This window comes from Gemmatimonadota bacterium, assembly GCA_016712265.1.
Taxonomy (GTDB): domain Bacteria; phylum Gemmatimonadota; class Gemmatimonadetes; order Gemmatimonadales; family Gemmatimonadaceae; genus RBC101.
This window is the reverse complement of sequence record JADJRJ010000030.1, coordinates 355,054-376,385: the sequence shown is the minus strand read 5'-3', so window position 1 is coordinate 376,385 and position 21,332 is coordinate 355,054. Positions and strand designations below refer to the sequence as shown.

At 67.2% G+C, this 21,332-nt stretch carries 19 protein-coding genes; 3 read left to right on the top strand and 16 right to left on the bottom strand.

The features are described from left to right. Window positions 1-4: 4 nt before the first annotated feature. From IPK85_16905 to alr, 6 genes are read right to left on the bottom strand one after another with little or no spacing between them, the layout of a single operon-like run. Window positions 5-1,141, bottom strand: coding sequence for a hypothetical protein (locus IPK85_16905; GenBank protein ID MBK8249059.1), 1,137 nt, complete (start codon window positions 1,139-1,141; stop codon window positions 5-7). After that, entirely contained in the window at window positions 1,138-2,418 is a 1,281-nt protein-coding gene (locus IPK85_16900) for a hypothetical protein (GenBank protein MBK8249058.1), read from the bottom strand. Before IPK85_16900 ends, IPK85_16905 begins: the two co-directional genes overlap by 4 nt. After that, window positions 2,387-2,674, bottom strand: a complete 288-nt coding sequence (locus IPK85_16895) for a EutN/CcmL family microcompartment protein (GenBank protein ID MBK8249057.1) — start codon at window positions 2,672-2,674, stop codon at window positions 2,387-2,389. Before IPK85_16895 ends, IPK85_16900 begins: the two co-directional genes overlap by 32 nt. After that, entirely contained in the window at window positions 2,671-3,072 is a 402-nt protein-coding gene (cdd, locus tag IPK85_16890; GenBank protein MBK8249056.1) for a cytidine deaminase, read from the bottom strand. Before cdd ends, IPK85_16895 begins: the two co-directional genes overlap by 4 nt. Further along, window positions 3,069-4,232 carry a phosphopentomutase gene (locus IPK85_16885; GenBank protein MBK8249055.1) on the bottom strand — a complete coding sequence of 388 codons (1,164 nt, stop codon included), beginning with the start codon at window positions 4,230-4,232 and terminating at the stop codon, window positions 3,069-3,071. The genes cdd and IPK85_16885 overlap by 4 nt, the downstream gene beginning before the upstream one ends. Further along, entirely contained in the window at window positions 4,232-5,308 is a 1,077-nt protein-coding gene (gene alr / locus IPK85_16880; GenBank protein MBK8249054.1) for an alanine racemase, read from the bottom strand. The genes IPK85_16885 and alr overlap by 1 nt, the downstream gene beginning before the upstream one ends. A 47-nt stretch (window positions 5,309-5,355) precedes the next feature. On the opposite strand from alr, the gene mazG reads away from it, so the two are divergent. Further along, window positions 5,356-6,120, top strand: a complete 765-nt coding sequence (gene mazG / locus IPK85_16875) for a nucleoside triphosphate pyrophosphohydrolase (GenBank protein ID MBK8249053.1) — start codon at window positions 5,356-5,358, stop codon at window positions 6,118-6,120. 50 nt (window positions 6,121-6,170) lie between these two features. Here the strand turns inward: mazG and IPK85_16870 are convergent, their stop codons facing one another. The 4 genes from IPK85_16870 to asnS all read right to left on the bottom strand — a co-directional run bounded on the left by IPK85_16870 (window position 6,171) and on the right by asnS (window position 10,169). Continuing rightward, window positions 6,171-6,338, bottom strand: a complete 168-nt coding sequence (locus tag IPK85_16870; GenBank protein ID MBK8249052.1) for a hypothetical protein — start codon at window positions 6,336-6,338, stop codon at window positions 6,171-6,173. A 2-nt stretch (window positions 6,339-6,340) separates the two neighbouring features. Continuing rightward, window positions 6,341-7,939, bottom strand: a complete 1,599-nt coding sequence (locus IPK85_16865) for a sodium-dependent transporter (protein ID MBK8249051.1) — start codon at window positions 7,937-7,939, stop codon at window positions 6,341-6,343. A gap of 371 nt (window positions 7,940-8,310) precedes the next feature. Next, the gene (locus IPK85_16860) at window positions 8,311-8,871 is read right to left on the bottom strand and encodes a DUF1572 family protein (GenBank protein ID MBK8249050.1); all 561 of its coding nucleotides are present in this window, start codon (window positions 8,869-8,871) and stop codon (window positions 8,311-8,313) included. Further along, window positions 8,868-10,169, bottom strand: a complete 1,302-nt coding sequence (gene asnS / locus IPK85_16855) for an asparagine--tRNA ligase (GenBank protein MBK8249049.1) — start codon at window positions 10,167-10,169, stop codon at window positions 8,868-8,870. The genes IPK85_16860 and asnS overlap by 4 nt, the downstream gene beginning before the upstream one ends. A 95-nt stretch (window positions 10,170-10,264) precedes the next feature. On the opposite strand from asnS, the gene IPK85_16850 reads away from it, so the two are divergent. Together IPK85_16850 and IPK85_16845 are read left to right on the top strand one after the other, a co-directional pair. Further along, window positions 10,265-11,755: a HAMP domain-containing protein gene (locus tag IPK85_16850; protein MBK8249048.1), complete on the top strand. Its 1,491-nt coding sequence runs from the start codon at window positions 10,265-10,267 to the stop codon at window positions 11,753-11,755. Next, window positions 11,752-12,309, top strand: a complete 558-nt coding sequence (locus IPK85_16845) for a hypothetical protein (protein MBK8249047.1) — start codon at window positions 11,752-11,754, stop codon at window positions 12,307-12,309. Before IPK85_16850 ends, IPK85_16845 begins: the two co-directional genes overlap by 4 nt. Window positions 12,310-12,389: 80 nt before the next feature. Here IPK85_16845 and IPK85_16840 read toward each other — a convergent pair whose 3' ends face one another. From IPK85_16840 to ftsZ, 6 genes are all read right to left on the bottom strand, one after another. Beyond that, window positions 12,390-13,442, bottom strand: coding sequence for a hypothetical protein (locus IPK85_16840; protein ID MBK8249046.1), 1,053 nt, complete (start codon window positions 13,440-13,442; stop codon window positions 12,390-12,392). Window positions 13,443-13,666: 224 nt separating this feature from the next. After that, complete coding sequence (gene recG / locus IPK85_16835; GenBank protein ID MBK8249045.1) at window positions 13,667-15,784, bottom strand: ATP-dependent DNA helicase RecG; 2,118 nt, start codon at window positions 15,782-15,784, stop codon at window positions 13,667-13,669. Between the two features lie 10 nt (window positions 15,785-15,794). Beyond that, window positions 15,795-16,727 carry a signal recognition particle-docking protein FtsY gene (gene ftsY / locus IPK85_16830; protein ID MBK8249044.1) on the bottom strand — a complete coding sequence of 311 codons (933 nt, stop codon included), beginning with the start codon at window positions 16,725-16,727 and terminating at the stop codon, window positions 15,795-15,797. A gap of 193 nt (window positions 16,728-16,920) precedes the next feature. Next, entirely contained in the window at window positions 16,921-18,747 is a 1,827-nt protein-coding gene (locus IPK85_16825; GenBank protein ID MBK8249043.1) for a hypothetical protein, read from the bottom strand. A 40-nt stretch (window positions 18,748-18,787) separates the two neighbouring features. Continuing rightward, a complete protein-coding gene (locus tag IPK85_16820) occupies window positions 18,788-20,029 on the bottom strand; it encodes a M23 family metallopeptidase (protein ID MBK8249042.1) in 1,242 nt (413 codons plus the stop codon). After that, window positions 20,026-21,225, bottom strand: a complete 1,200-nt coding sequence (gene ftsZ, locus IPK85_16815; protein ID MBK8249041.1) for a cell division protein FtsZ — start codon at window positions 21,223-21,225, stop codon at window positions 20,026-20,028. The genes IPK85_16820 and ftsZ overlap by 4 nt, the downstream gene beginning before the upstream one ends. Between the last annotated feature and the right edge of the window lie 107 nt (window positions 21,226-21,332).

Sequence of the window (21,332 nt, the reverse complement as noted above, 5' to 3'; positions counted from 1 at the left end):
CCCCCTACGGGCGAACCGTCACTCCAACACTCAATTGCCAGGCGCGTTCGGCCACCTGCCCCGTCGCTTCACGGGTCACGCGCAGGCCGGCGAGGTCAAGACTCGACCGACCACGCGCGACAGGAATGGAGACGCCACCGCTCAGCAGGCGCTCGTCCACACCGGAACCTCCGGCGGCGAACGGCAACTCCCGTGTGCGATAGCCCGCGCTGTAGGTCCAGTCGGTGATGCGGCGCGCGCGCGTGCTGAAGAACTCCACGCCGAGCCCGTACTCCCAGGCATCCCGCGCGTCGGCCTGCGCACTGCCGAGGCCATTGAGGCGCGACCAGGTCGCCTTGTCTGCCGACGCCATCAGGCTGACCCCGGGAATCGCGTCCATCCGCGCCGCGACGCCCATCCGATTGGGAACAGACGCCGAGGTCTTGAGCGTGTCCTCGATCCGCAGGTTGATCCCTGCGCCCTGACGCACCGAAGCGGCAAGCGAGAACCACTTCACCGGCTGCAGCAACACGCCGGCCGACACGCCACTGCCAGAGTACGCGAGCGTCAGCGACCGGTTGAGCGTGCCATAGCGGAGTGAGTCGTCAAACTCGCGGCGCAAGTTGAGTCGATTCTCGCCAGTCACCACCAGCCCTGCCACACCTAATGACACCTTGCCGCTCGCATGTTGCCACCCGAACGTCAAGCGGGTTTCGTTAATGGCGCCGGACGACCGGTTCGTCTCCGTGAACAACACGCTGTCGAGGCCCAGCCGCTGGCCGGATCGGATGCTCGTTGCCCAGGTGCGGTCCAGCAGCGAGTGCGTGGAAAGGCTGATCGCCATCGTCTCCTTGACGGGAAAGATCAGGCCAAAGGTCGCGAACCGCGGGACGACGGTGTTGTCCGTCGCCGTCGCCGACTCCACCTGCCGGAACTCGGGGTCATACTGGAAATAGAGCCCCATCCGGAGCCCCTGGGTGACCGCCGCCGGATTGCGCGCAGACCGGGGATCGAACTCCCCTGCTGCCCCGCCCAACGCCAGCGCCCGCGCGCTCAGCCCGCCCAACGGATACCCGAACCCCTGGCCGCTCAACGTCCCCTGCGCCGACGCGGAGGTGGCCACCACCAGGCCAAGGACCGCGAATCGAATGGAAGGACTCATGGGATCCCGAAGCTCGTGCGGAGGGAATACGATACCCGCAGCTTCGGCCGCAACGCCGCCGGTGCCTCGAGCGAGAAGAAATGCGCGTCAAAGGGACTCAACCCTTCGGCGTTGCTGCGAATCACCAGCGCCCGCTGCTGCTTGAATGGGTTGTTGTCGGTGGTCCATTGCCGCAAGGCGGCCGCGACCTCGATGTTGCGCACGCCGGAATCCCCGGGTGCCACCCGCACCGTATCCACCGGGAACGCCGAAAGCAGTGTGACCGCGCGAGCCAGGTCCCGCACTTCCTCGCCGGCCGTGACGACCTGCGGAAGGACCAACACGCTGTCCCTGGCGTCGAGGAATCGGTTCGGCCGCTGCGTCAACTCCAATGTGGCGCGCAGGACCGTCGACGAATCCAGGATGCGCGTCGGCACGTCAAACCGCAGGAAGCTGCGTCGCGCCGGCAGTCCGCCGATCGAGAGCACGTCGCTTGGGGGAGGCGGAGCCCCACGGGCAATCACGAAGTAGTCCAGCAGATCGTCCCGCAGCGTCGCGTTGTCCGCCGGCGTCATCGACCGCGGCGAGACCGTCAGCGCCTTGATCGCGGTGTCCGAAGGGACGGGATCGAAGAACAGCGCCGCCGACAACGCATCATTCGCCGCGCCCACGCTCACCGAAACCCGGCCCTTGGACGTTGCCCGCAACCCCACACGCAAACGCCCGCTCCCCGAGATCTTTGCCAACAGCTTCTCGTTGGTCAGGTACACACGCATGGAGTCCTTGACCTGCGTCGTGTCAAACGCGCTTCCGCCAATAAGTCGATCCGGCCGGAACAGGGCGAGCACCGCGGCCGTCGACGTGTCGCTGGCCGTGGTATCGACGTCGTACACGTCGATGCGAACCGAGTCGGTGATGCGCGTGTCACTCGCATTCAGCCGCAGCAGCAGGTAGGCGCTGTCGACCGCCGCGATCACCGAATCACCGCCGTTGCGCGTGACGGTTTTCGGCAGCGAGTCAAACCGCACGATGACGCGGGTGTCGAGCGTGTCACCACGCGCCGCAAGCAGCAGCGCGGTTTCCGCGCCGAGCGTCGTGATCTCGTTGATCACCGTGTCGAAGGTGACGGCATCGAGCACCGTGTCCCGCACCACGACCTGGGTCCCCGGGCAGAGCGACGGACATGCCGCCCCTCCCACCAGGTCCTCGTTGCAAGCCGCGAGCGCCGTCACCAGGACGGCGCCCAACGCCAGACGGCGGAGCCCTTCAGGCCAACCGAGTATTACGTCCTTCGACATCGTAGCTATCCACAATGGCCATGATGACGGCGTCCACCGGCCGGTCCTTGGTGACGCTCGTCAGGCGCGCGGAACTTCCGCTCGCATACAAGACAACTTCGCCCATCCCTGCCCCCACACTGTCCACTGCCACCACGTATCCCCCTTCCTTCTCCAACCCCGTGGTGAGGTTGTCGACAATCAGCAGCTTGAGGGCGTCCAGCGACGGGTCCTTCCGCGTCGCCACGACCGTGCCCACCACGCGTCCCATCTTCATCGATGCGCCAGGCTCTCGGGGGTGAACGGCGCCGGCAACAGGTTGCCCAGGCGCCACGCCGCACGCTTGCCATCGGAGGTCACGCTGATCACTTCCAGGTCTGGCGCAAACTCCACCAGCGCCTGCCGACACAACCCGCACGGCGGCGTCGGTTCGGTCGCTTCGGTCGCCACCACCACACGCACAAACTCACGAGCCCCTGCCACAACCGCCGATGACAGCGCCGAACGTTCCGCGCAGATCCCGGCCGGATACGACGAGTTCTCCACGTTGCACCCCATGAACACCGCACCGTCCCGACTCACCAGCGCGGCCCCAACTCGAAAGTGCGAGTACGGGGCGTAGGCGCGCTGCATCGCCTCAAGCGCCGCGTCGATCCCGGCGTCGGCCGCCGTCATGCGACAACCTCCGACAGCATCGAGGTGCCACGGCCCCTGAACGATACGCCCAGCCATTCGGCGATCGTCGCCCCGACGTCCGAAAAAGTCGATCGCTCCGGCAGCCGCACGGGACGCACGCGCGGCCCAACCACCAGCAACGGTATGCGCTCGCGCGCGTGATCGGTGCTGGGCGTCGTCGGGTCGTTCCCGTGGTCAGCGGTAATGAACAGCAGGTCGTCCTCCTGGAGTCCAGAAAGCAGGCTCGGCAGCGCGTCGTCGAACTGCCGCAATGCCCCGTAGAACCCCGGGACGTCATTCCGGTGCCCGTAGAGCTGGTCAAAATCTACTAGGTTCGCGAAGAGCAGCCCACCACGGTCGCCGTTCAGCCACTCCAGGATCAGGGCGATCCCCTCGGCGTTGTCCTTCGTATGCCGGGATCGGATCCCCCGACCGGCGAAGAGGTCGTCCACCTTCCCGACCCCTGCCCGGTCGACTCCAGCCGCGGCGAGGGCATCCAGCAAGGTCTCTGCGACCGGTTCGATCGAGTAGTCGCGACGGTTGGCCGTCCGGGTCCAGGCGCCGTCCGGCCCGACGAAGGGCCGTGCGATCACCCGGGACACGTTGTGCGGCGGCATGAGCATGTCCCGCGCGATCTGGCAGCCCCGGTAGAGCTCATCCAGCGGGATGACCCCCTCGTGGGCGGCGATCTGGAAGACAGAATCCGCCGAGGTGTACAGAATCCAGGCGCCGGTCCGAGCCTGTTCGGCCGCAAATCGCGCGATCACGTCGGTGCCGCTGCCCACCACATTCCCAATCACCGGACGTCCAGTGCGACGGGCAAATTCGTCGACGACTTCCTGCGGGAACCCCTGCGGATACGTCGGGAATGGCTCGGCCAAGTGCACGCCGCACAGCTCCCAGTGTCCCGTGGTCGAGTCCTTCCCGGCCGATGCCGGCTGGAGCGTACACCGCGCCGCGCTTCCGGTCGCGGCGACGAGCCCCTCAAGGACGTCGAGATCCCCCAGCCCCAGCGCGTTGAGATGCGGCAGCGAGGGCTCTGGCGTCGCGGCGAGGACGTTGCCGAGGGTGTGGCTGCCGACGTCACCATACCGGTGCGCGTCGTGGGCCGCACCGATCCCGACCCCGTCGAGGATCAGCAGGATAGCCCGGCGCGGCATCACGCCCCCACGTAGATCCGGGGGACGCGCAGCTTGAGGCCGACCAGCAATTCGTATGACAACAGGCCGACCTCCTCTGCGATCACGTTGATGTCCAGATGATCGTCACCCGCGCGCCCCAACAGGGTTGCCACATCGCCCACCGCGCAGGGGACGTTGGTGACGTCGACCATGGTCATGTCCATCGTCACGCGTCCCACCACGGGAGCACGGCGTCCGTTCAGGAGCACCATGCCGCGGGAAGAAAAGGCGCGCCGGTACCCGTCGGCGTATCCAATCGGCAACGTCGCGATGCGAGATGGACGCTCCGCCTTCCACGTCGCGCCATAGGACACTCCTTCTCCCGCCTGTACTTCGTGCAGGTCGACGACGCGGGCTCGGAGGTGGGCCACCGGGTCCGGCTGTATCGCGGAACCGCTCGCACCACCCACCCCATACAGGAAAACCCCGGGCCGCACGATGTCCCACGGCGAAGGCGCTTGCCGCTCGACCCCCGGACTGTTTTCCGCGTGCAGGAGACCTGGGCGCGCCGGGAGGGCCGCCAGCGCCTGACGAAATCGGTCCTGCTGGACAGCCATCGACCCGTCATTGGCGTCCGCCGAGTGGAAGTGCGTGAAGGCACCCTCCGGCGGGAAAGTGCGTACCTGATCGGCGACCTCCCCGACCCGGTGCCACTCGATCCCAGCGCGGTGCATCCCAGTGTCGATTGCGAGGTGCCACGCGCCACCGCCAGTCGCGATCCAGGTGTCGATAGTCGCCGGGCTACCCAGCGTCGGCGTCGCACCAACTTCACGGATGGCCGCGAAGTCCCACGGCAGCGTCGGGCTGAAGATCAGGATGCGACCTGCCATCCCAGCTGCGCGCAGCTCGGCGGCCTCGGCCACCGTCGCCACGCCAAAGCCCCAAGGCTGTTCGGGGAGGAGGGCCCGCGCGACCGGCACGGCACCGAGTCCGTAGGCGTCCGCCTTGACCATCGGGATCAGGGGGCGACCAGCCTGAAGCGCGATCGTGCGGGCGTTGCGCCGGACCGCCTCGAGGTCGACCTCAACCCACGCGCGCGACGTTCGCGAATCCATTGACCCCGGGTCGAAGGGTCGGGTAGTATAGGACTCGAGAGGAGACTATGCAACCCAAGGCCACACTTGAAGATACGCTCGTCCTGATGAAGGACTTGCGAGCCCGCTGCGAGTGGGATGCGGCGCAAACCCATGACTCGCTGCGCCCCTACCTCGTGGAGGAAGCGCACGAGCTGGACGACGCCCTCCGAGCCGGCGACGACACCCACATGAAGGAGGAACTGGGCGATGTCCTGCTCCAGGTTCTCTTTCACTCGGTGGTCGCGGAAGACCGCGGCGCCTTCGACATCGGCGATGTCGCCAGCGGTCTGATCGCCAAGATGCACCGGCGGCATCCCCACCTCTACGGCGATGGGATTCGGCAGGACTGGGAGACGATGAAGGCCGCGCGCCGTGGCTCCATCGAGGATGGGCTCGCCTCAGGCCTCCCCGCCCTGCACCGCGCTCACCGGCTTCAGGACCGGGCGGCCGGCGTCGGGTTCGACTGGGACGACGTCGAGGGTCCGGCCGACAAGGTCGCCGAGGAACTGGCAGAGGTTCGGGCGGTGTTGGCCGAGCCCGCCGAGCAACCGGGACGACACGACCGGCTCGAGGGTGAACTCGGCGACCTGCTGTTCTCCGTGGTGAATCTCTGCCGCAAGACCGGGGTCCATGCCGGGCTCGCCCTCGATCGGGCGAACGCGAAGTTCACGCGCCGGTTCACGGCCATGGAACGACTCGCGGCCAGCCGCGACATCGATGTGAAGTCGGCGGGGCTGGCCGTTCTCGATCCGCTTTGGGACGAGGTGAAGGCTACTGAGACCGACAAGTAGCCTTGAGCGGCGCCCCGGTCAGGCCGGGGCACCGTGGTGTCATCGACGTGCTACGCGCCGAGCCCGACCGGCGCCTTCTCGTCCTGCGGCGACTGCAGCACCCGACGGAAGCACCAGAACGCCCCGCCCCACACCACGGAGAGGGAAAAGATCATCGTGGCCCAGCCCGCCGCAGTCAGCGGTTGAGCGGCTTGCGCTGTTTCCTGGATCATCAGCATGGTCAGTCCGCGGGTTGACGGTCGTCGATATCAAGGCCCTGCGCGCGCCAACGTTTCTCGCCCACGGCAACGAGCGCCAGGAGGAAGACGACCAAGCCGACGATCGTGAGCATCGCCATGCGCGAACCAGTGGTCGCCCACGCCGCCTGAAGCGACGGCACGAGATTCTGGAAGCAGAACGCGACGAAGACGATGATCAGGTAGGCCGGCGCGACGTACTTCATCACGACCTTGTACACCGTGGGAATCTGAATCGACGCGCCCGCATGAATTTCCTTCCACCCCCGCTCCAGCCCGAAGACCCATGAGAAGTAGATGATCTGGATCCCAGCCATCACGAAGATGAGCAGCGTTCCAACCCAGAAGTCCATCGTATTCCAGAAGGTCCCGTTCTGCGTGAACCAGAGCGTGAGAACGGCACCGACGGTCCCGAGCGCGGCGATGAGTCCGGTCGCCTTTCCGTGGGCCCATCCCAGCGCTTCCTTCACCAGGGCCACGGCCGGCTGGTACATCGACAAGGAACTGGTGATCGCGGCGAGAAAGAGCATGAAGAACCACGCCGCTCCCACGATGTTCCCCGCCGGACCCATCTGGGCAAAGACGACGGGCAGCGTGGCGAACCCGAGCGAGAACGAACCGGTGGCTACCGCCGCCGTGGTCCCGCTGACTCCCAGAAAGACAAACGCCGCCGTCAGTGTGATCATGCCGCCAAATCCCACCTCGAACAGCTCATTGGTCGCCGATGCCGTCAACCCCGAAAGCGCCACGTCGTCATTCTTCTTCATGTACGACGCGTAGTTGATGATCACGCCGAACCCGACCGAGAGGGAGAAGAAGATCTGGCCGGCCGCGGCGAGCCAGGTCTGCGCCTCGCCGAGCTTCGAGTAGTTCGGATTCCAGAGATATCCCAGACCGTTCATGACGTTCTGGTCTGGCATCGAAGGATCCGGGGTCCCGAGCGTCAGCACGCGGATCAGTACACCGACCGCAATGACGGCCATCGTGGGCATCGCATACGAAACAAACTTCTCAATCCCCTTGGACAGCCCACGGAACAGCAGGTACAAGTTCAGGCCGAACACAATGACCCAGGAGATCACCGTAAACTTCGAGTCACCCGTGAACAAAACGCCGTCCTGGTCCGCCCCCGTGAAGGAGCGATAGAACGCGGAGGACGCCGCCACCTGGTCCGAGACAGGCGCACTCGGGTCCACCCCGACGCCACCGGTGAGGTACTTCAGGAAGTACCCGAAGGTCCACGTTTCAATGAACGTGTAGTAGAACGCCACGCCGAGCGGGATCAACACCCCAACGATCCCCAGGTACCGCCCTGCAGACCCCTTTGCAAACAATCCCATGATGGCCGGGGCCGAGTGCAGCCCCTTCTTGCCGCCGTACCGCCCCATCGACCACTCGGCCCACCCGATCGGGATGCCGAGCAGGAACAGGGCGCAGAAGTACGGGATGAGGAACGCGCCGCCACCATTCGCGGCAGCCTGGCCAGGGAATCGCAGGAAGTTGCCCAAACCGACGGCCGACCCGGCAACCGCCAGGATCACGCCCAGTTTTGAGCCCCACTGCTCTTTGTTGTCGGACGACATGCGGGAGGAGTCCTCGGGGAAAATGCCGCGGAAGAATCCCCCCCGGGGGGCAGATGCGCAAGGAGGCGGGGCAAGAGACCGCGGTCGGGATGTGGTACGGCAAGAGCGATACTGCCACTGCGCGGCACGAGTAGCACGGGCGGTACGAGCAGCACGGGGAGTACGGGACTCAACGCGTGCCCCTCGTGCTGCGCGGGCTGCCCGTGCCGCCCGTGCTTCGCAGTGGAGGGGACGGTTTCTCGCGGCCTCAATATCAGCGAACCGCCACTGCGCAGTACGAGTAGCACGGGCAGTACGAGCGGCACGGGAAGCACGGCACCGCGCGCGGGCTGCTCGTGCCGCCCGTGCTTCGCAGTTGAGTTGCTGTCCCCCTATTGGATATCGCTCCGCCCCGGCCCCAGAAACAGCGGTGCCGCGTTGTTCGCGTCGTCGTAGAACCGGATCGACCCCGCCCCCGACCACATCTTGCCTAACCAGACGATCTGGCCCGTGTGCGTCGAGAAGTGCTCCACGACATGGAACAGCGCCGACATGACCAGGGTGTCGCGTCCCTGAATCAGCCGCTGCTTCATCAACTCGTCCACTGGCAGCGCGGCCAGGGTCGCCTCGACCTCGCGGATCGTCTCGTCGAGGATCCCGCGCAGCTCCTCCGCGCTGTACCCCTCCCTCGCCGCAAACTCCTCATCGCGCTTGCGTACATCGGTCACCCCACCAATCCCCGAGACCACCCACTGCCGCACGTTCCCGCAGAGGTGCAGCACCAGGTTCCCCACCGAATTCGACCAGATGTTCGGGCGCCACCAGAGCGCCTCGTCGGGGATCACCTCGAGCACCGCCCGGATCTTGGCCGGATACTCCTCGCCGAGGTAATAGCGACAGCGTTCGATGAACTTCGCGCCCAGCGCGTCGGGGCCTACCCCGGTCGTGCTCATGGGCGCAGCCGGTGCATCATCCGCGGGAAGGCGATGCACTCGCGGATGTGCGGGGTGCCGGCGACCCAGGCCACCGTGCGCTCCAGGCCGAGACCAAAGCCGGAATGCACAAAGGTGCCGTACTTGCGGAGGTCGAGGTACCAGCCATACGCGTCCACCGGCAAGCCTTCCTCGTGGATGCGCGCGAGCAGTTTGTCGTGGTCGTCCTCTCGCTGTGAGCCGCCGATGATCTCCCCATATCCCTCGGACGCCAGGCAGTCCGCACACAACACCGTGCGTGGATCGGCCGGATTCTCCTTCATGTAGAAGGCTTTCGCCTCCTTGGGGTAGTTGCAGACAAAGATCGGGGTCTCATAGTCCGCCACGAGCAGCGTCTCGTCCTCGGCGCCGAGGTCGTCGCCCCAAGTGATCGCACTCCCCTTGCCCTGCAGCGTCTTCACGGCGTCCCCGTAGTCGATCCGCGGGAACGGACCCTTGATCTTCTCGAGGGGGGCCGTGTCGCGCTCCAGTTCCTTGAGTTCGGCCGCGCGATTAACGAGGACGCGCTGGACGATATGGACCAGCATCTCCTCCTGGAGCTGCAGCGAATCGTTGAGGTCGTAGAACGCCATCTCCGGCTCCATCATCCAGAACTCGGTGAGGTGCCGGCGCGTCTTCGACTTCTCGGCCCGAAAGGTGGGGCCGAAGGTGTAGATGCGGCCCAGGGCCGCGGCCGCGGCTTCGCCGTAGAGCTGCCCGGTCTGGGCCAGGTAGGCGTTCCCTTCCTCGAAGTACTCGGTCGAGAAGAGCCCGGAGCGCTCCCCGATCGCCGCCGTCAGGATGGGAGTATCAACATGGATGAACCCCCGGTCGCCGTAAAACTCATGGATGGCGTTGATGATCTCGTGCCGAACCTTCATCAGGGCCACCTGCCGTGGCGACCTCAACCACAGGTGCCGGTGGTCCAGCAGGAAGTCGATCCCGTGTTCCTTGGGCTGGATCGGGTAGTCGAGCGGGCTGGCCCCCAGGACGCTCAACCCGGTCACTCCCATCTCATATCCCCCCGGCGCCCGCGGCTCGGCCCGCACCTCACCCGTGACCGAGACACTGGTCTCGAGCGTCAATGAAGCGAAGCGCTCCCACACCTCGGGAGCGAGCTGGTTCTTGACGAGGACGCACTGCAGGAGCCCGGTCCCGTCACGCATCACAATGAAGGCGATCTTGCCGGACGACCGCAGGTGGGCACACCAGCCCCGGACGGTCACCGACTGTCCGACGTACGTTGGTAGACCCGCGATGGTGGCGTAGGTTGTTGACACGAAAGGGCTTGGTGAAAGGACGTCAGGAATCGGGAAGTTATGCGATCCACGGGAAAGGCGGCAACACGCATGAACACAAACGCACGTAGCCGACCATGACGCTCCGAACGCGCCTGGCCCTCGGCATTGCCGCGATCGCCCTCGTCATGGGGGTGCCGCTGACCCTGGCCCTGCGCTCGGTGCAGCACCTGCGCGCCGACACCGAACGCTTGAGTGACGTCGAGTTCCGCGCCGCGGTGTTCCTTGGCCGCGCCCGGACCTCCATCCAGGAAGTCAACCAGACCCGGAACTTCATCTCGCTTTTCCCCACGGCGCAGACCGAGGCGCAGTTCACCGCACGGCTGGATACCCTGCGGAGTCACATCGACTCCCTGGGCGGCATCACCTCGTCTGCCACCCTCCCGCGCATGCGCACGGCGCTGCGTATTGTGGGCGATGAGGCCAACGCCGCCATGCGCCTGGCCGCCTCCGGTCGCACGGCGCTCGCCGATTCCATCATCGACCGTGAGGTCGCTCCGGCCGTCGTCGAGGTCGAACGCATCCTCGCCCTCACAGAGCAGGCGCTGCAGGAGCAGACCCGCGAGCGGGTGGGTGCCATCGCCCAGCAGACCGAAGCCGCGCGGCGCACCGCCCTCTTCCTGGTCGCGGCGGCCGGCGTGCTCGCCGTGCTTATCGGCCTCTGGCTCACCCAGTCCATTTCCGGCCCCATCGACGAACTGGATGCCGGGATGCGCGCCGTCTCCGGGGGTGACTTTGGCCACCCGTTAGGCATCGCCGCCTCGCGCCGTGATGAGTTCGGCCGACTGGCGGCGTCGTACAACTCGATGGCCATGCAGCTGCGCGAGCTGGACCGACTCAAGGCCGAGTTTGTGTCGGTCGCGTCGCACGAGCTCAAGACACCGATCAACGTCATCACCGGGTACCTGCAGTTGCTGAAGGAAAACGTCTACGGCCCGCTCACCGAACGGCAGACCGAGGTCGTGGACACCCTCGCCGCCCAGGGCAAGGCGCTCGGCCGACTTGTGCGCGGCTTGCTGGACGTCTCCCGCTTCGAAGCCGGTGGCGGACGCATCGATCCACGTCCCATCCCCCTCCCTGCCTTCCTCAGCGACCTCGAGCGCACCTTTCGGGTGCTGGCCATCCAGCGCGAGGTGACCTTTGAGGTCACGCGCGACGGGACGCTGCCGGCCGAGGTCACCTGGGACCCGGAACAGATCAACGAAGTGTTGGGTAACCTCCTGTCCAACGCCTTCAAGTTCACCCCGCGTGGTGGTGCCGTGCGCCTCCTGGTCAAGGCAGACGCCGACGGCGTCCAACTGACCGTTGCCGACACCGGTGCCGGGATCCCGGCCGCGCAACTCCCCTACGTGTTCGAGAAGTTCTACACCGCCGACAACCAGACCACCGGGCTGAAAGGCACCGGGTTGGGGCTGGCGATCGCCAAGGGGATCGCGATGGCTCATGGCGGCGGGATTACCGTGCAGAGCGCCGTTGGCGTCGGCACCTCGTTCACGATCCACCTTCCGGTCCGCTCCACCGCCGGCCGCGTCCCGACCGGGCGCGACTCTGACCCTACCCCCGCATGAAGTCCGCCATTTCGGCCCTCCTGATCGTCCTGGCCTGTCGCACCGCGCCTGCTCCGCTCCCCGTCCCCCTGCCCGTGACCCCCGCCGTCGCCGTCGCCGTGGCACCCGCGGCCCTGTCCGAGTGGCCCGTCGTGTTGACCAATGCCGCCAAGGCCGCAGAGGGCGGCGAGTGGGAGCGGGCCGATCGGATGTTGATCACCCACGGTTTGCAGCACGAGGGTACGGGTGAGGCGGTGGACGCCGCCCTGTGGCGCGCGATCTTCGCCGCGGACCCGCTCAACCCGCGCTTTCAGTACAGCGAGCGCCTGGGATTGCTGGACGCCGCGATCGCCGCCGGTGCCCAGGGCCCACGCGCCGTGGAGGCGCGGGTGCTCCGGCGGTTGATCGAGACCGCCGACTCGATGTCGGCGGTGCTGGGGACGATCCGCACCAACTCGGAGCAGCGCGTCCGGGCACGCGAGGAAGAGCTCCGCAAGTTGACGGACGAGCTGGATCGGACGACGGCCGAGCTGGAGCGGATCAAGAAGCGACTGGGGCCGCGTCCGCCGACGTGATGAAGGCGCGCTGAGCGATCCGGGACTCGATTCGCCCCCTCGTCCCGACTGTTCGCGGTCGTCGTCCCCGGACCCGCACCTCACGGCCACGGCGTGGGGGGATCACACCCAAACAGCGCTGATTTCGACCAGTACACCGCGACCCCCGGGACCACTGCATTGTCCGTCACGACCGCCCCGCAGGACGTCATCCCCACAACCTTCGTCTGAGCCGTCGGGGTGTTGAGCACAACCGTCGCGCCGCCAGTCACCGCGGTCTCGACCGGATACGGGGAGAAGCTCCCGTTCGGGAGCGCGTACCTCGACCACGCCACCCGACCGGTCGGCCCGACCATCGCGATTGCGCGACCCAGGGCGAGCCCGGTGGCAGGATCAAGCTGTGGGCTAACGCTGCCCTGCCGAGTCCAGATCAGTGCCTGCACCGAATCGAAGAGTGTGACCGTCCCGTTCCCGAGAATCCCGGTTATCCGGAAAGGACGCCCCAGGATCTGATCCACATACCCACCCGCCACGGTGGTGCGGACCAGTCGAGACTGCGCGGAGACCCCCGCCACTTCCCCAGCGGCGTTCACCGCCATTGGAAACCACGGTACACCAGCTGACGGCAGTGGGCGCAGCCCAGTGGCGAGCGACCAGCGAAAGGCACGGTTCGGAACCTCGGCGAAGCCATCAATGGACCCCACGATGACTCCCGCGTCAGAAATGCCCGTCACGCTTCGTAGTACCCCCTGCGTGCCGAAAATGACCGGCGCGGCCGCAGCACTGGACCAAAACGCCCCCACCAGCCCCGTTGGAGTGTATATGTACCCGGCAATCTGCCCCACCGCATTCACCGCCTTTGCATGGTATTGCGTCCCTGGCGCGACATAGCTCGGATGGGTCCGCAAGGTGGAGAGAATTCCCGCCCGCCAATGCACCGCGCGAATCGCGCCGCTTAGGTCCGTGCCGACGACATCACCGTTCGCGCCGACGGCCGTCGACGCAAAGCCCAGGGTGATCGGCGAGAACGGGAAACCCCCGGGCAGCTTCGCTGCGAGCGCGGCGTCGGGAGGGCCCTCAGCAAGGAGCCGTGGGTCGGTGACCTCACGGCAAGCCGTCAGGAGAACCGCAGGAACAAGAAGCCATCGGGACATGAGACACTCTCACAGAGGGTGATGCCCCTCAATCGAAATCGCATGCCCCGGGATGACATCGTCGCACGTACAGGACACTGAGCCCAACCTCTTGCGACGCGCCATGTCGTAGGTGGCGCAGACTTCGGGCCGTCACGGGTGCTGGCCCCTTCGATCCGGTCACGCTCATGGGAGGCACTCCCCCGTCCCTGCCGACTCTTGCCCTCGTGACCACCTCGGGGGGCTCAGCCCACCCGAAATAGCTCCAGCGCACGCGGAAATCGCCGCCCGAGCGCATCACGCAACATGCGATGCTCCGGCGCCCCCAAGGTCGGATCCCGGTCCATGAGTGCCGTTGCGGCTTCCCGCGCGGCGAGCCCCAGCTCCTCGTCCTCTACCGGGTCCGCGATGCGGAAGGTCGCGACCCCGCTCTGTTGGGCACCGAGCAAGTCGCCCATGCCGCGCAATCGCAAGTCGGCCCGCGCCAGCTCAAAGCCATCCTCCGTCGACGCGAACAGCTTAAGCCGCTGGTACGCGTCCGCCCCAACTCCCCCAAGCAAGATGCAGAATGACTCCTCGGCGCCCCGCCCCACGCGTCCTCGCAGCTGGTGCAGCTGCGACAGCCCAAAGCGCTCCGGATGCTCAACGATCATCACGGTCGCATTCGGCACGTCGATCCCCACCTCGATGACCGTGGTCGCGACCAGCACGTCCACCTCGCCGCCACGGAATCGACGCATGACGTCATCGCGCTCCGCGCCAGGGAGCCGCCCGTGGAGCAGCGCGACGCGCAACCCGTGTAGCGCCCCGCCCTCACCGCCCAGCTGCGCGAACATCGTCGTCGCCGCCTTGAGGTCGGTCTTCTCCGAGTCCTCGATGACCGGATAGACGATGTAGGCCTGGCGCCCTTGCTTTACCTGCGAGACCACAAAGGACATCACCTTCTCGCGCGCGCTCTCGGGTCGAACCGCGGTGGTGATGGGCTGGCGCCCGGGTGGGCGCTCATCGAGGGTGCTCACGTCCAAGTCGCCGTACATGGTCAAGGCCAGCGACCGCGGGATCGGGGTCGCGGACATCAGCAACACATCGGGCGCGTCCCCCTTCGCACTCAACGCCGCCCGTTGCTCCACCCCAAAGCGATGTTGCTCGTCGATGATTGCCAGTCCGAGGCGTCCGAACGCCGTTCGCTCGGTGACGAGGGCATGGGTGCCCACGGCGAGCAGGGGATCGACCGAGCGCAGGCGGTCATCCACCGCGCGGCGTGCGGCCGCTCCGAGGGCGCCCAGCACCAGCACCGGTTCGATCCCCAGCGGCGCCAACAGGGCCCCCATGCTTCGCGCATGTTGTTCAGCCAGCAACTCGGTCGGCGCCATCACGGCCACCTGGAACCCATTCTCCATCGCGAGCATCGCGGCAAAGACGCCGACAATCGTCTTGCCGCTGCCCACGTCGCCCTGCAGCAGCCGGTGCATGCGTCGCGGCGAGGCCATGTCGGCGGTGATCTCCCGGATCACGCGCTTCTGCGCTCCCGTCAGTTGGTACGGAAGGTGGTCGGCGAGCTGGCGCGTGAGGGTCCCCTTCACCTCGAACGCGTGCCCGGCGCGCGGATTGCGCGCGATGGCGTTCGCCCGCCGGTGGAGGACATGCACGCAGAACAGTTCATCGAACGCGAGGCGGTTGCGCGCGCGGCGTGCTTCGTCGAGCGACGTCGGACGGTGGACCGCGCGCAGGGCATCTGCCAGAGCGGGAGAACCCGCCGGACGCTTCACGTCACCGGGGATGTAGTCCTCGACAATCCCGAGCAGGGCGTCCAGGTGCTGCTCAATGATCGCCCGCATCTGGCGCACCGTGAGCCCCTCCGTCACGGCGTACACGGATAACACCTTCCCCGAGGCGTTGTCCGTGTCCTCGGCGCCACCCTCGCCGCCGAGATTGACGTACTCGCGCGGCTGGAGCTGCCGCCCGTGGTAGAACTTGCACGGGCCCGAGAGCAGCAGGAGGTCGCCCTTGTTGATGGAGCGGTCGAGGAACGCCTGTCCGGGCCACGACACCTCGATCATCCCGCTCGCGTCCTGCACCACCGCCTGGAAGATGCGCAGCCCCTTGCGCGTCGGCAGCACGCCCTTGGAGATCACCCGGCCGAGGATGACCACGTCCTGCCCCGGCGACACCTCGACGATCGGGGTGACGGTCGACGCGTCCTCGTAGCGATGGGGGATGTGGTACAGCAGGTCCCCAGCGGTTCGGATGTTCAGTCGCTTGAGGAGGTCCGCACGCCGTTCACCCACCCCCTTGAGGAACTGGATCGGCATGTCGAGGGTGATGCGCCCCTTGCCTCCCGGGCGGGCGTCGCGCGCACTCATCGGCTCGACCCTACTCCTCGAGCAACTCACGCGCGAAGGCCGCCGCATCAAACACCTCGAGGTCGTCGGCCTGCTCGCCCACGCCGAGGAACTTCACCGGGACGTTGATCGCCTCGTGCACGGCGACGACAATGCCGCCACGAGCCGTACCGTCCAACTTGGTGACCACGAGCCCGGTCACCGGGACTGCGGCAGCGAAAATCTTCGCCTGCTGCACCGCGTTCTGCCCAATCGTCCCATCGAGGACGAGCAGCGTCTCGTGCGGCGCCTCCGGCATGCGACGCTTGATGACTCGCACCACCTTCTTGAGCTCGTCCATCAGCGCGTCGCTGGTGTGTAAACGACCCGCCGTGTCGACGATCAGCACGTCCATCCCGCGGCTCCCCGCCGCTTCAAGCGCATCAAAGGCCACCGCCGCCGGGTCACCCCCGGCTTTGCCCCCGACAAAGTCGGCGCCCGTGCGCTCGCTCCACACGCGTAGCTGGTCGATCGCCCCGGCGCGGAAGGTGTCGCCCGCCGCGACCATCACGCGCTTTCCTTCGCGACGGAGCTTGCTGGCCAGCTTGCCGATGAAGGTCGTTTTTCCCGCGCCGTTCACGCCAACGACGAGGATCACACTCACCCCGCTCGCCGCCAGCGTGAGGCGGGAGTCGGCGTTCCCACCTTCAAGCGCCTTGCGCACTCCGTCCGAGAGGCAAGCGACAAACTCGTCGTGCGTCCTCAGCGTCCCCCGCTTGGCCGCGCGATCGAGGTCCTCCACCAGGCGCAACGTCGTCGGGACACCGAAGTCCGCCTCGAGGAGCAACTCCTCCATCGCCTCCAGGGAGCCTTCGCGCGCACCCCGCCGCACGATCGACGCGACGTCGGTGAGCGCGATGTCCTTGATCCGCTGCCACAGCGAACGCTTCGGGGTGTCCCCGGCTCGGCGAAAAAGTCGACCCATGGGGCGAAAGCTAGCGACGGGCGGCGCGAGGCAGAAACGAAAACGCCAGGGCGATGGAGCGGCCGGGCGGGTTCGTACCCCTCGTGCTGCGCGTGCAGCTCGTGCTTCGCAGTGGCCGTCGTTCCCGCGCCGCCAAAGAGCGAGGAAACAGCAGCACGAGCAGTCCGGGCAGCACGGGTTCGTGCCGCTCGTCCTATCGCAGCCCCGCTCCCCTCCGCAGCACCCACTCCACGCATAACGCGAGCACGGCAAGCACGAACAACCACGGAAGGTCTCGCGCGCGACGACTCTCGCCACGCGCCTCGCCACTCCCGATCGGTCCGCTCGCGACGCTGGGCCGACGCGGCAGGAGTTCCGCGGACGGATTCACCACCAGGAGCGACGTGCCACCGGCGGTCGTCACATCGTACACACCGGGGGCAAGCGGTGGTGTCTCAACGACCGAGCTGCTCGCACCAAAACGCATCACGAGCGAGTCCGTCGCCGCCCCTGCTGCCCCGCGACGCCGTGCGGTCGCCGTCACCAGCGTGTCGGTCGCCGTACCGCGCCGCCACCGGATCATCTCCCCCTCGCGAACGGCCGGCGCATCGGGCACGGCAGATCTCACATCCGCGCGCTCGCCGGCGAGCCAGTCCAGGCTGCTGCCCCAAACGGCCGTAAACGCGTCCGCACCAGCCCCGCCGCGGAAGCGCCATCGCCAGAACCCTGACGCGCCCGCGACAATGATGCGTCGCGGCTGGTCCCAGCCGACCATCGCCACACGACGGTCGAGTCGCCGCGCGCGACGCGTTTCGAGCACCTCGAACGCGGCGTTCTCCGGCATGGCCGCGGCCACTTCCAGTGGCGGCAGCGAGTCCCATGGCGTTCCGGTGAGGATCGTACTCACGGGTGAGATCGGGGCGCCGGTGGCAAACCACTCTCCGCTATTGGCCGGCGGCGGGGCGACGAGGGCCAGCGAACCTCGAGTGATCGTCCTCGGCGGGCCGAACAAGGCGGTATCACCATGGAGCACGACCAAGGCCGCCTCGCGCACCGCGCGCCGGACATTCTCCGCACTCACCGCCGTCAACGCCCCGTCCTCGCGCCAGGTCCCCGGCATCACCTGGTAGTACACGCGCGTCGGGAGCGCTGACGTGCCTCGCAGGAGCGCCGCCAACTCTCGTGAATCGAGGTCCGGTGATGTCGACACCAGGACGGCCGCGGCGGCCGAACCAATGTCGAGCGCTGCGGCCGCCGTGTCATTGCGGGCGTCGACATCCCCAGCCGACTGCAGCGCCACTCGCAGCTCTCGCTCCCCGCGGGACGCACCCCCCGCAGGGAGCGCCGGTGCGACCACCCGAATGGTCAGTGAACGTTCGCCGTAGGCCCCGAGCGAGTCAAAGGCCACACTCGTCGCCGCGCGCCCGTCGAGGGACAAGGCTACGCGCCCAGCCCCTGCACCTCCCGCACCGGCGGCCACCGTCACCCGCACCTCCACGGTGTCACCGACTGACGCGACCCGTGGCGCCTGGATCTCGGTGACGGCGGCATCGGGTGCCACCGGGGAGGGCGAGACCTCCAGCCGCGATCCGCTCGGCAGCCCGCCCAGGATCTCGGCGTCTTCCAATTCGCCGTCGGTGTACACCACCAGGGGGCGCCCTGCCGCGATGGCCCGCTCCACGATGCCACGCAACCGAGACTGCGCGTCGCCGGCCCGAGATTCCGCCGTCACTCGTCGCACGGAGTCGCCGAACGCCAGGACCGAGTCCGATGCCTCGGCCAGGGCAGCGCGCCGAGCCGCGACGAACCGCGTACTGTCCCCACCGCGGAGCCACGAAGCCGAAGCGTCCAGGGCAACCATTGGGCGGATCCGCGAGGCACCGCCCAGGGGGACGTTCAGGGCGAGGCCTGCGACCAGTGCCACCGCAAGGCCACGGAGCCCCGCGGCGGTCCGAACACGAGGTCCGGAAAGTGTCTGGCGCGGATACGACAGGAAGGTCGCCAACGCACCCGCCGCGAGGGCCAGGAGAACAGAGAGCATTGGATCGGTTACGCGAAGGGGGCCGTGCGACGTTGAAGGATCACGCGCCGCCGTCCGGAACGCTCAGGGGGACCGAGTCAAGTCGCGCGAGCAGGAGGCGACGGGCTTCTTCGAAGGCCCCGCGTTCTCCCTCCGCCAGCGGCAGGCCGGCCGCCGAATTGAAGGCGCTGCGCGGGTCACGCTGCTCGCCGTTGACCAGGACCTCGAAATGCAAATGAGGCCCGCTCGCGAGCCCCGTCATTCCGACGAACCCGATGGTGGATCCGATCGTGACCCGCGTCCCCCGTCGGATGCCCTCGGCAAACCCACGCAAGTGGCCATACCGGGTGACGAAGCCGTTCGGGTGGCGGAGTTCGACGACGTTTCCGAAGCCGCTCATGCGTCCGGCGGTGACCACCAGGCCGTCGCCGATGGCCCGGACCGGCGTGCCCGATGCTGCCGCGTAGTCCGTCCCACGATGGCGACGCATGATGCCGAGGATAGGGTGTCGGCGCATGCCGAACACGGACGACACGCGGCGAAACTCCAGAGGGGCGCGCAGGAACGCCGCCTGCATCGAGCGACCGTCCTCGTCGAAGTACCGCGCGCGTCCCTCCCGGTCGAGGTAGCGCACCACGCGCAGGCGCGATCCTCTTGATGTGTAGTCAACTCCGAGGACATCGCCCAGGCGAACCGCCCCAGTCGAGGTCCGCTCGCGCTCCACAAGGACGCGGAATGCATCGCCGGGTTGGAGGTCGCGCGACATGTCGAGCCGGTACTCAAAGACGTCGGCGACGCTCCACGCCAACTCGTTGCGCACCTTGGACGGAAGTTCCTGCGCCCCGGAAGCAAACGCCTCGTACAGGTTCTGGTCGACGGTGCCGCTGACGACGAGCGTGTCGCGCTCCCAGGGGATCGTTTCCTCCCGCCCGCTCCACCCGGAGTCACCACGCGAGAGGCGGAGCAGCCTGTCCACGCCGAGGTGCAGGAGGATCTGCGATGGAACGGAGTCCGCTTCGCCACCCAGGGTGATGCGCATCCCGGCGCGCAGGCGTCTTGGATCAAGCGTGGTAGCCGCCTCGAGTGCGCCCCGCACTTCCTCGCCCGGCAGGTTGCGTCCGAGGACGCCCATGATCGTCTCACCCTTCGCCAGGGAGTCGGTGCGCTCGACCCAGGCGACCCGAGCCCCGGAGATGACATCTCCGACGCGAGGCGTGGGAATGGGTCGCATGACGGCAATGGCGCCCCATGCGAGGAGCGCCACTGTGAGGTAGAAGGCCGTGCGTGCGAGCGCCCGCTTCAATCCATCTGTCTCCGGATGAAGGTCGGGATATCGAGATCGTCAATCGGCGGGTTCGTCGGTCGCGGCGGCTGCCCAGCCGACGCGACCTGCTTCCGAACTGGCTCCGGCGCAGCGACGCGCGGCGGCTGCGCAGTCGTGCGCCCGGTCACTACGCGATTTCCGGCGCTGATCGGAATCACGGTGCGCCCCGTAGGGTTCGCCGCAACGTGTGTCACCGGGGGCTGGGCAGCCAGCATGTCGCGGTCGAAGCCGGTCGCGATCACGGTCACCCGAATCTCCCCCTGCATCGCAGGCTCGTGGACCGCACCGAAGATGATTTCGGCGTCATCGCCCGCGGCCTCGTGGACGATCTCCGAGATCTGGGTGACTTCACCGAGGGTGAGGTCACCACCACCGGTGATGTTGAGGAGGACGCCGGTGGACCCGTTGATGGAGATGTTGTCGAGGAGCGGCGATGAGATCGCCTGTTGTGCCGCTTCTGCCGCGCGGGCGTCCCCGCGGCCGACGCCGGTGCCCATGAGGGCGGCGCCACCGTTCTGCATCACCTTGCGCACGTCGGCGAAGTCGACGTTGATGAGCCCCGTGCGGGAGATGAGGGTGGAGATGCCCTGGGTCGCGTGGAGGAGGACCTCGTCCGCCTTCTTGAGGGCATCCTGGAACGGGATCCCCTTGCCGACGACGGCGAGCAGCCGTTCGTTAGGCACCACGATCATCGTGTCGACATGCGCGCGCAGGTCCGTGATCCCCATCTCGGCCTGCCGCATCCGCTTGCGCCCCTCGAAGAGGAAGGGTCGCGTCACGATACCGACGGTGAGCGCACCAGCCTCACGCGCCAGTTCGGCCACCACAGGAGCCGCACCCGTTCCAGTGCCGCCGCCCATACCGCACGTGACGAACACCAGGTCCGCGTTGGTCAGGACCCGCGCGACTTCGTCGCGGTTTTCCTCAATGGCTTGACGACCGATCTCGGGACGCGCCCCTGCGCCAAGACCACGCGTGAGCTTCTTGCCGATCTGGATCTTCACGTCCGACTTGGACGACAGCAGCGTCTGCGCGTCCGTGTTGATCGATATGAACTCGACCCCCTCGAGGTGTTCATCGATCATGCGGTTGACGGCGTTCCCACCGCCGCCACCCACACCGACCACCTTCATCCGGGCGTTCTGGGTCCCGTTCTCCTCGAATTCGAAGATCATGGCGCGCGGCACTCCTCTGGGGACGAGGGCAGGCAAACAGGGCGAGTCGTCGCTCGCCTCCGTCGGTACGGCCCGAATATAACGCGCGAACGACGAGAGGAAATGAG